Source organism: Aliishimia ponticola (assembly GCF_004803475.1).
Taxonomy (GTDB): domain Bacteria; phylum Pseudomonadota; class Alphaproteobacteria; order Rhodobacterales; family Rhodobacteraceae; genus Aliishimia; species Aliishimia ponticola.
Map to the genome: position 1 here is coordinate 394,915 of NZ_SRKY01000001.1, position 12,329 is coordinate 407,243.

The following is a 12,329-nucleotide window of genomic DNA, read 5'->3' on the forward strand; positions in this document are numbered from 1 at the left end:
AGGGAAAATTGCGTAACACCCAAAGATGCGCGAAACATTGATGAACGAGGAATTGTGATGAGTGGCTTGTTGGCGTTGCTGGACGACGTGGCGGGAATCGCAAAGGTCGCGGCGTCTTCGATTGACGACGTGATCGGACAGGCGGCCAAAGCCGGGACAAAAGCGGCGGGCGCGGTGATCGACGACGCGGCGGTGACGCCGAAATATGTTCACGGCTTTGAAGCGGACCGTGAATTGCCGATCATCTGGCGTATCGCCAAGGGCTCTTTCATCAACAAGTTGGTTTACCTGCTGCCCGTCGGGTTGGCCCTGTCGGCCTTCGCGCCTTTCCTGATCGCCCCACTGTTGATGCTGGGCGGGGCGTACCTGTGCTTTGAGGGCGCCGAAAAGGTCGCCCATGCGCTGGGGATCGGCGGCCACGGGCATGACGACTATCCGCATAAGGAGGAAACGGTCGAAGACCCTGCGCATCTGGAAGAAGAAAAAGCCAAGGGCGCGATCAAGACCGATTTCATCCTGTCGGCCGAGATCATGACGATCTCTCTCGCCGCCATTCCGGAAAGCAATTTCTGGATGGAAGCGGCGACGCTGGCGGCGGTCGGCATCATGATTACCATCGCGGTCTACGGTTCGGTCGCGATCATCGTAAAGGCGGATGACGTGGGTCTGGCCATGGCCAATCGGGGCCGGTTGGGCATCACCCAGGCCATCGGGCGCGGGATCGTGCGCATCATGCCGAAATTCATGTGGCTTCTGACTGTCGTCGGGACTGCGGCGATGCTGTGGGTTGGCGGGTCGATCATCGTTCACGGCGCCGAAGAGCTTGGCTGGGGCGCCCCGGCGCATTTGATCCATGATTGGGCCTATGCGGTGGGCCGTGCGCTGCCGGAAAACCTTGTTGGCTTCGGCGAATGGCTCACCAAGGCGGTGGTCGATGGCATCATCGGTCTGGGTCTTGGCGCGTTGCTGATCCCCATCGGTGAAAAAATCATCACGCCGCTCTGGCGGGCGGTCTTCGTCAAGAAAGAAGCGTAGCACTAAGGGGTGCGGCGACGGGGCAGGGCTTTCTTTCCGGCCCTGCCTGCGATATTGCTGAGGCTGCTTGGCAATAAAGGCATTGCGCGCTGCTGCCGGGTGAACGGAGCTTGTCCCGTTTGCACCTGAGCCCCCGACATGGCCGGGTTGCGCGCTTTCAGGCTCCTATCCTGTAACTGGCGGCGCGCCGCCATGACCATGAGGTAAGCCATGCTTCGCAACGACGATCAACTCGATCAATGGGATCGCGATAACTTCTTCCACCCCTCGACCCATCTGGCGGAATTCGCCCGTGGGAACCTGCCGCAACGTGTGGTCACGGGCGGCTCCGGCTGTCATATCGAAGACCGGGACGGCAACCGCCTGCTGGACGCTTTCGCGGGGCTCTACTGTGTGAATGTGGGCTATGGGCGGTCCGAAATCGCGGAGGCCATCGCCGATCAGGCGCGCGAGCTGGCCTATTACCATTCCTATGTCGGGCACGGCACCGAAGCGTCGATCACGCTGGCCAAGATGGTGTTGGACCGGGCGCCGAACCATATGTCCAAGGTCTATTTCGGGCTGAGCGGATCGGACGCGAACGAGACGAATATCAAGCTGGTCTGGTACTATAACAACATCCTTGGCCGCCCCGAGAAGAAGAAGATCATCTCGCGTTGGCGCGGCTATCATGGGTCGGGGCTGATGACGGGCTCTCTCACCGGGTTGGGGCTGTTCCACAACAAGTTCGACCTGCCGCTGTCGCAGGTGTTCCATACCGAAGCGCCCTATTACTTCCGCCGCGAAAACCCGGCGCAATCAGAGGCGGAGTTCACCGCCCATTGCGTCGCCGCACTGGAAGAGCTGATCGCACGGGAAGGGGCGGACACCATCGCCGCCTTCATCGGAGAGCCCGTTCTGGGCACCGGCGGGATCGTACCGCCGCCCGAAGGCTATTGGCCCGCGATTCAGGCGGTGCTGGACAAGCACGACATTCTGCTGATCGCCGATGAGGTCGTGACCGGCTTTGGTCGGCTTGGCACCATGTACGGGTCTGACCATTACGGGATGCGCCCGGACCTGATCACCATCGCAAAGGGGCTGACCTCGGCCTATGCGCCGCTGTCCGGCTCGATCGTCAGCGACAAGATGTGGGCCGTGTTGGAACAGGGCACCGATGAAAATGGCCCCATCGGGCATGGCTGGACCTATTCGGCGCATCCCATCGGGGCGGCGGCGGGGGTTGCGAACCTCAAGCTGATCGACACGCTCGATCTGGTGACGAAGGCGGGCGATATCGGGGCCTATCTGAACAAGGCGATGTCTGACGCGCTCTCGGATCATGCCCATGTGGGCGAGGTCCGGGGCGCGGGGATGCTATGCGCGGTGGAGTTCGTCAAGGACCGCGAAACCCGGCAGTTCTTCGATCCGGCCGACAAGATCGGCCCGCAGGTCGCCGCGGCGCTGCTGGATGCCGACAAGGTCATCGCGCGGGCCATGCCGCAGGGCGATATCCTTGGCTTTGCGCCACCCTTCTGCCTGACGCGCGACGAAGCGGACAGCGTCGTGGCGGCGACACTGCGGGCGGTGCGTAAGGTTCTGGGCTAAGACGGGCAGGGAAAAAGGCGCGGGCACGCCCCAAAGGCGCGCCCGCAGCCAAACAGGTCAGAGCAGCGCTTTGACGCGCGCGACGACATTCTCGGCGGTGATGCCGAACTTTTCGAACAATTCAGGGGCCGGAGCCGACGCGCCGAAGCTGTCCATGCCGACGAAATCGGCCTTTGCCTCGCGCCCACGCTCTCCCAACAGCCAGCGATCCCAACCTTGGCGCACAGCCGCTTCGATGCCCACACGGACCGGACCGCCCGGCAAGACGCGCTTGCGATAGGCCGCATCCTGCTGCGCGAACAGCTCCATGCAGGGCATGGACACGACGCGGGTGCCGATCCCTTGCTCTTGCAGCGCCTCACGTGCCGCCATCGCGACGGAAACCTCGGACCCGGTTGCGATCAGGATCACCTGACGCTTGCCCGTTGCATCGGCCAGAACATAGGCGCCTTGCGCGGTCAGGTTCTTGGTCTTGTGCTCAAGCCGCACAGTCGGCAGCCCCTGACGGGTCAGCGACAGCACGGACGGCGTGTCCTTGGAGGTCAGCGCGATTTCCCACGCTTCGGCGGTTTCAATTGTGTCGGCGGGGCGGAACACCATGGTGTTCGGGGTCGCCCGGCTGATCGCCAGATGTTCCACCGGCTGGTGGGTCGGGCCGTCTTCGCCAAGGCCGATGGAATCATGTGTCATCACGAAGACCGTCGGGATTTTCATCAGCGCTGCCAGACGCATGGCCGGGCGCGCATAATCGGTGAAGCACATGAACGTGCCGCCATAGGGACGGATACCGCCATGCAGCGCCATGCCGTTCATCGCGGCGGCCATGCCATGTTCGCGGATGCCCCAATAGACATAGCGCCCCTTGCGGTTGTCGGTGTCAAAGACGCCCAGATCGCCGGTCTTGGTGTTGTTGGACCCGGTCAGGTCCGCCGAGCCGCCAACGGTTTCCGGCAGTACCGGGTTCACGACTTCAAGCACCCGCTCGGACGAGGCGCGGGTCGCCAGTTTCGGCGCTTCGTCGGTGAATTGCTTTTTCAGCGCGCGGATCACGGCAGAGAGTTTCTTGGGCGCGTCACCGGCGATGGTGCGCGCGAATTCGGCCTGACGTGCGCCGGAAAGCGAGGCGAGGTTCGCTTCCCATTCCGCCCGCGTTTGCGCGCCGCGCTGACCGATTTCGGCCCAGGCGGATTTGATGTCATCAGGCACCACGAAAGCCGGGGCGGACCAGCCCCACGCCGTTTTCGCCGCATCGTTCTGTTCGGCATTGGTCAGCGCGCCGTGGCCCTTGGAGGTGTCCTGCGCCGCGTGCCCCAGCGCGATATGCGTCTTGCAGGCGATCATGCTGGGCTTGTCGGATTTCTTGGCGGCGGTCAGCGCCTTATCGATCGCCTCGGGGTCGTGACCGTCAATTTCGATCACGTCCCAACCGGCGGCGCGGAAGCGCGCGGGCTGATCGGTGCGGTCCGACAATTCGACCGTGCCGTCGATGGTGATGTTGTTATTGTCCCACAGCACGATCAGCTTGGACAATTGATGCCGCCCGGCAATGCCAATGGCCTCTTGGCTGACACCTTCCATCAGGCAGCCGTCGCCCGCGATGCAATAGGTGTGGTGGTCGATGACCTTCTTGCCGAAGCGCGCGCGCAGCATTTCTTCGGCCATGGCGAACCCGACCGCATTGGAAATGCCCTGACCCAGCGGGCCGGTCGTGGTTTCGATGCCGGGGGCCAGGAAGTTTTCCGGGTGGCCCGCCGTCTTGGCGCCCCACTGGCGGAAATTCTTGATCTCTTCCAGCGTGATATGCTCTGACCCGGTGAGATAAAGCAGCGAATACAGCAGCATCGACCCATGGCCCGCCGACAGGATGAACCGGTCCCGGTCGGGCCATTCAGGATTGGCCGCATCGAATTTCAGGTGCTTTTCAAACAGAACAGTCGCGGCATCCGCCATGCCAATCGGCATGCCCGAGTGGCCGGAATTTGCGGCGGCAACGGCATCCAGTGTCAGTGCACGGATGGCGGTGGCCTTGTTCCAATGGTCGGGATGCGCCTTTCGCAGGGTTGCGATGTCCACGGGCCGTTCTCCTTGGCTTGTCTGGTCGCGGCCGCTTCCATATGCGGCCATATTTCGCTGCTCTTAACAGCCGACCGGGTAAGGTCAAGCAGCCGGTGGGCCGAACCTTGCCATGGAACATGAACTCTGCCATGCAAGTGCTTGATCGAAAAGGCACGCACTTATAGCGTGTGGCTGATGGAGTTTTCGGAGGCAGAGGGCAGGCGATTCGGCTGGCGCTCTGGCCTGTGGGCAGGACAGGTAGGACATATGGCCAAAATCGTAGAGTTGCAGTCGAGGATCACCGCGGCACTGGACCAGTTGTCGTCTGGTGTTGACGAGTTGATTGAAGGCAAGGCGGGCGCGGCGGATGCGGGGGAACTGGCCGCGTTGCAGGCGCAGCTTGACGAGGAAAAGACCGTCAGTGCCCAGCTGGAAGAACGTCTCAAAGCGGTCAAGGAAAAGCAGGCGGCGGAACTGGCTGCGGCGCAATCGCAAATGCAGGACACCCGCGCCAAGGTCGATGCGCTTGATCTGGAACTGCAGCGTCTGCGCAAGGCGAACAGCGCGCTGCGCGAGGCGAATGCGGCGCTGCGCGAAGCGAATGAGGCCGGGGTAGGCGATGCGCATCTGATCAACAAGGCGATGGTGGCGGAACTCGAAGCGCTGCGGGCCGCGCGCTCTGCCGATGTGGCCGAAGCCAGCGCGATCCTGACGGCGCTTGCCCCGGTGCTCAGCCCCGATGCGGACCAACAGGAGGAGGCAGCCGATGCCTGAAGTAACGATTTCAATCGGTGGCCGGGATTTCGAAGTGGCCTGCCGCGAGGGCGAAGAGCCGTTTCTGCAATCCGCCGCCAAGATGCTGGATAACGAAGCGCAGGTGCTGTCCGACCAGGTGGGCCGGATGCCCGAGGCGCGGATGCTGCTGATGGCGGGGCTGATGCTCGCTGACCGCGCCGCCAGCATGGAAGACCGTGTGGCCAAGGTCGAAAGCGAATTGAAGGAACGGGATGCGGAATTGGAGGCGCTGCGCAACGCGGCCCCGCCAGAGCCGGAGCGGATCGAAGTGCCGGTCATTCCCGATCAGGTGACGGACACGCTGGCCGAAATCGCGGCCCGGACAGAGGCGCTGGCCGCAAAGCTGCAAGACAGCAAGGAAAGCGCCTGACGTAAAACGCGCGGCCAAAGCCCGAAGGCCCGGCCGCGCGTCTTTTCGGTCAGATGAGATCGGATCAGATCAGCCGTTGGCTTCGCGGATCTTGTCCGCCGCATCCTTGTCATAGGCGACGCCGTTCTGTTCCAGCAGGGTGTCGAGTTCTCCGGACAGCGTCATCTCTGTGATGATATCGCAGCCGCCCACGAATTCACCCTTCACGTAAAGCTGCGGGATCGTCGGCCAGTCGGAAAAATCCTTGATGCCCTGACGAATGCTGTCATCGGACAGAACGTTCACGTCAGTATATTCAACGCCCATATAGTTCAGCACACCGGCCACGCGGGACGAGAACCCGCATTGCGGCATGGATTTGGTGCCCTTCATCCACAGCACAACGTCGTTGCTTTCGACGATTTCCTTGATGCGGCTCGCTGCGTCATCGCTCATTTTTGCGTTCCTTTCCTCGGCTTCTCCCGTGGGACGAAGCGTTTTGCGTATTCCTGCGGGTCCTTGGGGATGGTGTAGCTTGTTGCGTGCCCGCCGCCACCCCCACCAGAGCTGTAATCAGAGTGAATTATGTGGTCCCCCTTGCCAGGCAAGGAGCCCCGTTCGCTGTCTTTCGTATGCCGCAAGGATTGTGCCCCGCGCAAGACCGCCAGCAGCAGCACCAGCGCACTGAGTATGACGACAAGGGTCCAATCCATCAGCCTATGGTCCTTTTCCTGGTTGCCAACGATCCGGCGGTGTTAGGCATCACCGGCGCAGGCATCACGTCCAGCCGCCATCTCCGGCCCCATAACCGGCGCAATCCTTGGCGCCAGCGCGGTCACTCGGGGGCCTTTGTCGACAGGGCCAGCGCGTGCAACTCGCCATTTGCCCCGTCCATCTTGCCCTTCAGCGCGGCATAGACAGCCCGTTGCTGCTGCACCCGGTTCTTGCCCTTGAACGAGGCATCGATCACCTCGGCCGCGTAATGGTTCCCGTCGCCTGCAAGGTCTGTGATGGTAATCTTCGCATCGGGAAACCCTTCGCGGATCAGGGCTTCGATTTCATGCGCTTGCATGGCCATAGCGGTTCGCTCCGTAAGGTCGTGTCAGGTCTTGTTTCCCAAGATGTAAGCCTCTGGCCGGGGGTGCGCAACTGGCGGAATTCCTTTCCGTCGCGCCTGCGCCTGTTGGCGGGCCTTTTCGCGCGGGACCGACCAAATGGTTACTTGCGCCCGCGCGGCCGTGCGCCCACTTTGTCGTCTATGAAGATCAAACCCATCGAAAGTGCGCCCGAACAGGCGCTTGACTGGTACGAGGCCGGACGCAAGCCGGCCCTCGCCACCGTGGTCGAAACCTGGGGCAGCGCGCCGCGCCGTGTGGGGGCACAGCTTGTGATCGCCGCCGATGGCGAAATGCAGGGCTCTGTCTCTGGTGGCTGCGTCGAAGGGGCCGTCATGATCGAGGCGCTCGAAGCGCTGGAGGACGGCAAGTCGCGGCTGCTCGAATTCGGGGTCAGCGACGATGACGCCTTTGCCGTCGGTCTGGCCTGTGGCGGCACGATCCGTGTTCTGGTCGAACCGGTTGGCCCGGACGCCATGCCGCCGGATGTGTTGAAGAACCTTGTCGCCCACCGCGCCGCCCGCACGCCGGTCGCCTATGTCACCGGCCTGACTGGCGGGGCGGGGCATCTGGCGCTGGCGCCGGGATACGCGGATCGGTTCCGCATGGATCGGTCCGGCGTCGAAGAAGATGGCGAGACATTCGTCGCCATTCACAACCCGCCGCTGCGCCTTGCGGTGGTGGGCGCGGTGCACATCGCGCAGGCTTTGGTGCCAATGGCGCGGATTGCGGGCTTTGACCCGGTGCTGATCGACCCGCGCGGCGCGTTCGGCTCGCAGGCGCGGTTCCCGGGCGAGACCATCTTGGAAGATTGGCCGGACGAGGCGCTGGCAGCCTATGGTCTGGATACCCGAACCGCGCTCGTGCTGCTGACCCACGATCCCAAGCTGGACGATCCGGCCTTGCATCAGGCGCTAGCCTCGGACTGCTTTTATATCGGCGCGCTGGGATCGAAACGCACGCACGCCAAGCGGGTGGAGCGTTTGACGCAAGACGGGTTCACAGCAGAGCAGATCGCGCGCATTCACGGCCCTGTCGGGCTTGATATCGGGGCGGCCAGCCCATCGGAAATCGCGGTGTCGATTCTTGCTGAAATGCTGCGGGTGTTGAGGCAGGGCGCATGAAGTTCGGCCCGGTGCCGCTGGCGCAGGCCGAAGGCGCGATACTTGCCCATTCCGAACATGCGGGCGGGCGCAAGATCGCCAAGGGCACGCGGTTGGAACAGGCGCATCTGGACCAACTGGCCGCAGCGGGGTTCGCGCAGGTTGTCGTGGCCCGGCTGGACCCCGGCGATGTTCACGAAAACACAGCGGCGCTGCAATTGGCGCAGGCGCTGGTCGCAGGGCAGGGGCTGCGGCTGAGCGATGCCGCGACGGGCCGGGTCAACCTGCGCGCCGAGCTTCCCGGCGTGCTCGAGATCGACGCCGCCGCGATTGGCGCGCTCAACCATGTGCATCCGGGCATCACCGTGGCCACGGTCCCGCAATGGGGCAAGCTCGGCCCGCGCGGGCTGGCAGCAACGATCAAGATCATCCCCTATGCGGTGCCGGGGGGCGCGCTGGATCAGGCGTGCATGGCCGGGGCGGGGGCGCTGCGCCTGCGCGCACCGGTGATGCGCCATGCCACATTGATCGAAACCCGCACCGGGCCGGATATCCCGCCGGAAAAGGGGCGTCAGGCAACTGAGGCCCGGCTGGAGTTCTTCGGCGTAACCCTCGCCCCGCGCGTGGTTGTCCCGCATGAGGTCGACGCCGTTGCAGCGGCACTGGCCGAGGCGCAGGGCGATCTGGCTTTGATCCTGACGGGATCGGCGACCTCCGACATGGCCGACACCGCCCCCGAAGCGGTGCGGCGCGCGGGGGGGCAGGTGCATCACTACGGAATGCCGGTTGACCCCGGCAATCTGCTGTTTCTGGGCGAGGCGGATGGGCGTCCGGTGGTCGGGTTGCCGGGCTGTGCGCGCTCTGCGGCGCTCAACGGCGCCGATTGGGTGCTGGAGCGGCTGATCTGTGGCGTCACCGTGACCCCGGAAGACATCATGGGCATGGGCGTTGGCGGGCTGCTCAAGGATATTCCGACCCGGCCGGTGCCACGGCATCTCGTCGATGGTTGAAAAATGCGTTGGCAAATCGACAAGCGCTGTCCCCGTTTTGACCGGGTTCAATCGGTTACGTCTTTCCGGCCGGATCAAGCGGCCGCCGATATCTCGCCCTGTCGCGGGTGGCCGGCCGACGCATCAAAATGTGCAACGATCGACGTAAGCTTGCGAGCTTCCGACTGGAGGCTTTGAATTGCTGCGGTGGTTTCTTCGACAACTGCTGCGTTTCGCTGCGTGCTTTGGTCGATATCGCCAAGAGCGGCGCTGATCTCAGTGATGCCATTGGACTGCTCGACCGTTTGATCCGCAATCTCGGTGACCTGACCAACGACGCCCTGCACGGCTTCAAGCACTTTGGCCAGCGTATCCTGGCTCCGTTCGACGGAGCCGACGCTTTGCGCGACGCTTTCTTCGCTGCGCTGAATCAGCGTCTTGATCTCCTGTGCAGCATCGGCAGACCGCATGGCCAGAGCCCTGACCTCGGAGGCCACGACTGAGAACCCTTGCCCGGCCTCGCCCGCGCGCGCAGCCTCCACACCGGCGTTGAGTGCAAGCAGGTTGGTCTGGAACGCAATGTCTTCAATGACGGACATGATCTTGGAAATCTCTCGGGACGAATTTTCGACGCCTTGCATTGCAACGACTGTCTGGTCCGCGACAGTGCGGCTTTGGCTGGCTTGGTCATGCGCATCCAATACGGCTTTGCGGGCAACATCGGCACTGTTCGCTGTGGACCGAACCGAGTCGGCCAGCTTTCCGAGCGCGGCTGTCGTTTCCTCAAGCGAGGCGGCGGATTGTTCCGTACGGCGCGACACATCATTGGTGACGCTTGCGATTTCTGCGACCGAGGCGTCGATGCGCGATGAGCCGCTCACAATCTGCCTGACGATTTGATCAAGATTCCGAACGGATTCGTTCAGGTGATGCCCGATATCATTGAATACGCCCCCCAAATCGGTTTCCATCTGACCGGAAAGATCCCCATGCGCCATCTTGTCCAGCACTGCTGCAATGCGGGTCAAACCGGTCTGCGTCACCTCACCAATGGAATTGATGCCTTCGCACAAATCCCGGAAGACGCCTTCCTTGTCGTCGAGGGTCAAACGCTCTGAAAAGTCTCCCGAAGCGCACGCTGCCACGACCTGAGCGATCTGGTTCGCCGTATCCTGTTCCTGCGCGCGTCGTTCTTCCAGTTCTGCTTGACGTTGGGCGGCCTCTTCGGCGCGGCGTTCCTGTTCGGCCGCTTTAGCCGCGCGTTCGCGTGCGTCGCGCGCTGCCGCCTCTGCGTCTTGTGCCTTGCTTTTCCGCTCCAGCTCGGCGCGTTTAAGCGCGTTCTCCCTGAAAACCGTAAGGCTTTCCGCGATGGCGGCGATCTCCGTGATGCGGGAGGCAGGCGGATCAATTTCCAAGTCACCCGCTGCCAAAGCGCTGAGAGCTTCCTGCGCCTGCCGCAATGGGCGCGAGGCCGCATCGGCGAGCCGTGTCGAAACCGCGAGGAAGCCGGCGATGATGGCGAGCAATGCAGCAACGGCAGCGATGAAGACCTTCTTGGCGTTAGCTTCAACAGAATGGAGCCGTTCCTGAGAGATTGTCACAAGCGTCTGCTTGAGGTCTTCGAAGGCCGGGATCGCGGCTTTGTATGCCGCATTCACGTCTGCCCTTTGTGCGCTTTCTTCAATGGCGCCTTGTGAATATTTCAGGAAGGCGGCCTGATATGAGGAAAGATGCGCCAGCACCAATTCGCGTGCTTCAGGCGAAGGATACATGGACGCCGGGAACGCGCGGAATTCGTCGACGCGGGCATTCAGGCGTTCCACATATTTCGCGTCACCGCGCATGATGAAGTCTTTTTCGTGCCGCCGCATCATCAACATTTTTACTTGCATCAGCGGTTGGTCGAACTCCGCCAAGGCGGTTTCGATCTTGTGCACACTGGCGCGCAGCGCGCCCTGTAGTCCCTGTGTTTCGTCCAGTCCCTGCCGGCGGTTCAATTCAACCAAGTGGTCGAACCCGTTTTCGTAAAGGTCAATTGCATCACGAAGCCGGGTGAAATGACCTACGGTACGCTCGTCCGGGTCCAAGGCCGTTTCGCGGCTTTCCAACCTGGCCAAGGATGTGCGTAGCTCGTCCATGGACTGCGCATATCTGTCCAGATCGGCCGCATTCCGTCCAAGCAAGAAGTTCTTTTCTGCCTGCTGCGCCCGTAGGATTTGCGCTTCCATAAGGATCACGTCGCTGAACAACTGTGAAATATGTGCCTCTTTGGCGCGTATTTCTTCGGCGAAGTAGCGTATGCCAAGGCCTGCCAACAGGATCAGGACGACGCTGGAGAGGCCAACAAAGACTATTCGTAGCACGGCACGATGAAGCGATATCTGGCGCGACATATTGAGCTCTGAACCTTGATTACTGACGTTCCACGTTCAGCGCCTAACCCCTTGGTGTTGAGATTCAGTAAAACGACACGGCCCGTCGGAGGCCTTCCCATCCGGCGCTGATCGAATTCGAATGTGATCAGCAATTGTGGCGCACTGCCCGTGATTTTTGTCGGATGCTCGGCGTAACAGTGCCGCAGGTTACGGGGCAGGAATATCCGTTCACCGCGCATCGGCCCCAAAGCGCCCGGATGGGCCTTGAGAAGCGGTTTGCCCTGCGCCCTTTGCGACTGCGCGGGCGAGATCTCGATACAGCCCTGACAAAAAGAAAACGCCCCGAAGGCGGGGCGCTTTGTCGATATCGGCGTCTGTTTTCGCGGCGGGCTTAGCCCTTTTGCGGAAGCGGGCCGATCATCATGACCATCTGACGGCCTTCCATCTTCGGCATGTTTTCGATCTTGCCGATTTCCTTGACGTCCTCGCCCACGCGCTCAAGCAGTTCGCGCCCAAGGTTCTGGTGCGCCATCTCGCGGCCCCGGAAGCGCAGGGTGACTTTCACCTTGTCGCCGTTCTCAAGGAACTTGAAGACGTTCCGCATTTTCACTTCGTAATCATGCGTGTCGGTGTTGGGACGGAATTTGACTTCCTTGACCTCGATCACCTTCTGATTCTTGCGCGCCTCGGATTCCCGCTTTTGCTGTTCATATTTGAACTTGCCGTAATCCATGATCTTGCAGACCGGCGGCGTTGCATTGGGAGAGATTTCCACGAGGTCCAATCCAGCCTGTTCGGCAAGATCCATCGCTCGTTCTGGACTGACAACACCGACATTATCGCCGTCGGCGCCAATCAGGCGGATTTCGGATGCGCGAATCTTCTCGTTCACGCGCGGGCCAGTGTCGCGTTGCGGCGGCGCGTTG

Annotated in this window: 12 protein-coding genes; 6 read left to right on the forward strand and 6 right to left on the reverse strand. The window is 62.1% G+C overall.

Going from position 1 to position 12,329, the window contains the following annotated elements; all coding sequences use genetic code 11:
- The first annotated feature begins 57 nt into the window (after positions 1-57).
- Both E4Z66_RS01935 and E4Z66_RS01940 read left to right on the forward strand, forming a co-directional pair.
- The gene (locus E4Z66_RS01935; RefSeq protein ID WP_136461248.1) at positions 58-1,035 is read left to right on the forward strand and encodes a DUF808 domain-containing protein; all 978 of its coding nucleotides are present in this window, start codon (positions 58-60) and stop codon (positions 1,033-1,035) included.
- A gap of 210 nt (positions 1,036-1,245) precedes the next feature.
- Positions 1,246-2,622: an aspartate aminotransferase family protein gene (locus tag E4Z66_RS01940; RefSeq protein WP_136461249.1), complete on the forward strand. Its 1,377-nt coding sequence runs from the start codon at positions 1,246-1,248 to the stop codon at positions 2,620-2,622.
- 57 nt (positions 2,623-2,679) lie between these two features.
- On the opposite strand, the gene tkt is transcribed toward E4Z66_RS01940, so the two are convergent.
- A complete protein-coding gene (tkt, locus tag E4Z66_RS01945) occupies positions 2,680-4,695 on the reverse strand; it encodes a transketolase (RefSeq protein ID WP_136461250.1) in 2,016 nt (671 codons plus the stop codon).
- Between the two features lie 249 nt (positions 4,696-4,944).
- Between tkt and E4Z66_RS01950 the strand changes: the two genes are divergently transcribed.
- The gene (locus tag E4Z66_RS01950; RefSeq protein WP_136461251.1) at positions 4,945-5,451 is read left to right on the forward strand and encodes a hypothetical protein; all 507 of its coding nucleotides are present in this window, start codon (positions 4,945-4,947) and stop codon (positions 5,449-5,451) included.
- The gene (locus E4Z66_RS01955) at positions 5,444-5,842 is read left to right on the forward strand and encodes a cell division protein ZapA (RefSeq protein WP_136461252.1); all 399 of its coding nucleotides are present in this window, start codon (positions 5,444-5,446) and stop codon (positions 5,840-5,842) included. Before E4Z66_RS01950 ends, E4Z66_RS01955 begins: the two co-directional genes overlap by 8 nt.
- A 69-nt stretch (positions 5,843-5,911) precedes the next feature.
- Here the strand turns inward: E4Z66_RS01955 and grxD are convergent, their stop codons facing one another.
- The 3 genes from grxD to E4Z66_RS01970 all read right to left on the reverse strand — a co-directional run bounded on the left by grxD (position 5,912) and on the right by E4Z66_RS01970 (position 6,899).
- Positions 5,912-6,277 carry a Grx4 family monothiol glutaredoxin gene (grxD, locus tag E4Z66_RS01960; RefSeq protein ID WP_136461253.1) on the reverse strand — a complete coding sequence of 122 codons (366 nt, stop codon included), beginning with the start codon at positions 6,275-6,277 and terminating at the stop codon, positions 5,912-5,914.
- A complete protein-coding gene (locus tag E4Z66_RS01965) occupies positions 6,274-6,534 on the reverse strand; it encodes a hypothetical protein (RefSeq protein WP_136461254.1) in 261 nt (86 codons plus the stop codon). The genes grxD and E4Z66_RS01965 overlap by 4 nt, the downstream gene beginning before the upstream one ends.
- A gap of 122 nt (positions 6,535-6,656) precedes the next feature.
- Positions 6,657-6,899 carry a BolA family protein gene (locus E4Z66_RS01970; RefSeq protein ID WP_136461255.1) on the reverse strand — a complete coding sequence of 81 codons (243 nt, stop codon included), beginning with the start codon at positions 6,897-6,899 and terminating at the stop codon, positions 6,657-6,659.
- Between the two features lie 180 nt (positions 6,900-7,079).
- Between E4Z66_RS01970 and E4Z66_RS01975 the strand changes: the two genes are divergently transcribed.
- A complete protein-coding gene (locus E4Z66_RS01975) occupies positions 7,080-8,060 on the forward strand; it encodes an XdhC family protein (protein WP_425456088.1) in 981 nt (326 codons plus the stop codon).
- Positions 8,057-9,049, forward strand: coding sequence for a molybdopterin-binding protein (locus tag E4Z66_RS01980; RefSeq protein WP_136461256.1), 993 nt, complete (start codon positions 8,057-8,059; stop codon positions 9,047-9,049). Before E4Z66_RS01975 ends, E4Z66_RS01980 begins: the two co-directional genes overlap by 4 nt.
- A gap of 74 nt (positions 9,050-9,123) precedes the next feature.
- Here the strand turns inward: E4Z66_RS01980 and E4Z66_RS01985 are convergent, their stop codons facing one another.
- Positions 9,124-11,421: a methyl-accepting chemotaxis protein gene (locus E4Z66_RS01985; RefSeq protein ID WP_136461257.1), complete on the reverse strand. Its 2,298-nt coding sequence runs from the start codon at positions 11,419-11,421 to the stop codon at positions 9,124-9,126.
- 373 nt (positions 11,422-11,794) lie between these two features.
- On the reverse strand, positions 11,795-12,295 hold the full coding sequence (infC, locus tag E4Z66_RS01990) for a translation initiation factor IF-3 (RefSeq protein ID WP_246035842.1): 501 nt from the start codon (positions 12,293-12,295) through the stop codon (positions 11,795-11,797).
- Positions 12,296-12,329: the final 34 nt, after the last annotated feature.

Bases quoted from the DNA above. Each gene is read 5' to 3' on its own strand.
- E4Z66_RS01935 (WP_136461248.1), top strand. From the start codon at position 58: ATGAGTGGCTTGTTGGCGTTGCTGGACGACGTGGCGGGAATCGCAAAG.
- E4Z66_RS01940 (WP_136461249.1), top strand. From the start codon at position 1,246: ATGCTTCGCAACGACGATCAACTCGATCAATGGGATCGCGATAACTTC.
- E4Z66_RS01950 (WP_136461251.1), top strand. From the start codon at position 4,945: ATGGCCAAAATCGTAGAGTTGCAGTCGAGGATCACCGCGGCACTGGAC.
- E4Z66_RS01955 (WP_136461252.1), top strand. From the start codon at position 5,444: ATGCCTGAAGTAACGATTTCAATCGGTGGCCGGGATTTCGAAGTGGCC.
- grxD (WP_136461253.1), bottom strand. From the start codon at position 6,277: ATGAGCGATGACGCAGCGAGCCGCATCAAGGAAATCGTCGAAAGCAAC.
- E4Z66_RS01965 (WP_136461254.1), bottom strand. From the start codon at position 6,534: ATGGATTGGACCCTTGTCGTCATACTCAGTGCGCTGGTGCTGCTGCTG.
- E4Z66_RS01970 (WP_136461255.1), bottom strand. From the start codon at position 6,899: ATGGCCATGCAAGCGCATGAAATCGAAGCCCTGATCCGCGAAGGGTTT.
- E4Z66_RS01975 (WP_425456088.1), top strand. From the start codon at position 7,080: ATGAAGATCAAACCCATCGAAAGTGCGCCCGAACAGGCGCTTGACTGG.
- E4Z66_RS01980 (WP_136461256.1), top strand. From the start codon at position 8,057: ATGAAGTTCGGCCCGGTGCCGCTGGCGCAGGCCGAAGGCGCGATACTT.
- E4Z66_RS01985 (WP_136461257.1), bottom strand. From the start codon at position 11,421: ATGTCGCGCCAGATATCGCTTCATCGTGCCGTGCTACGAATAGTCTTT.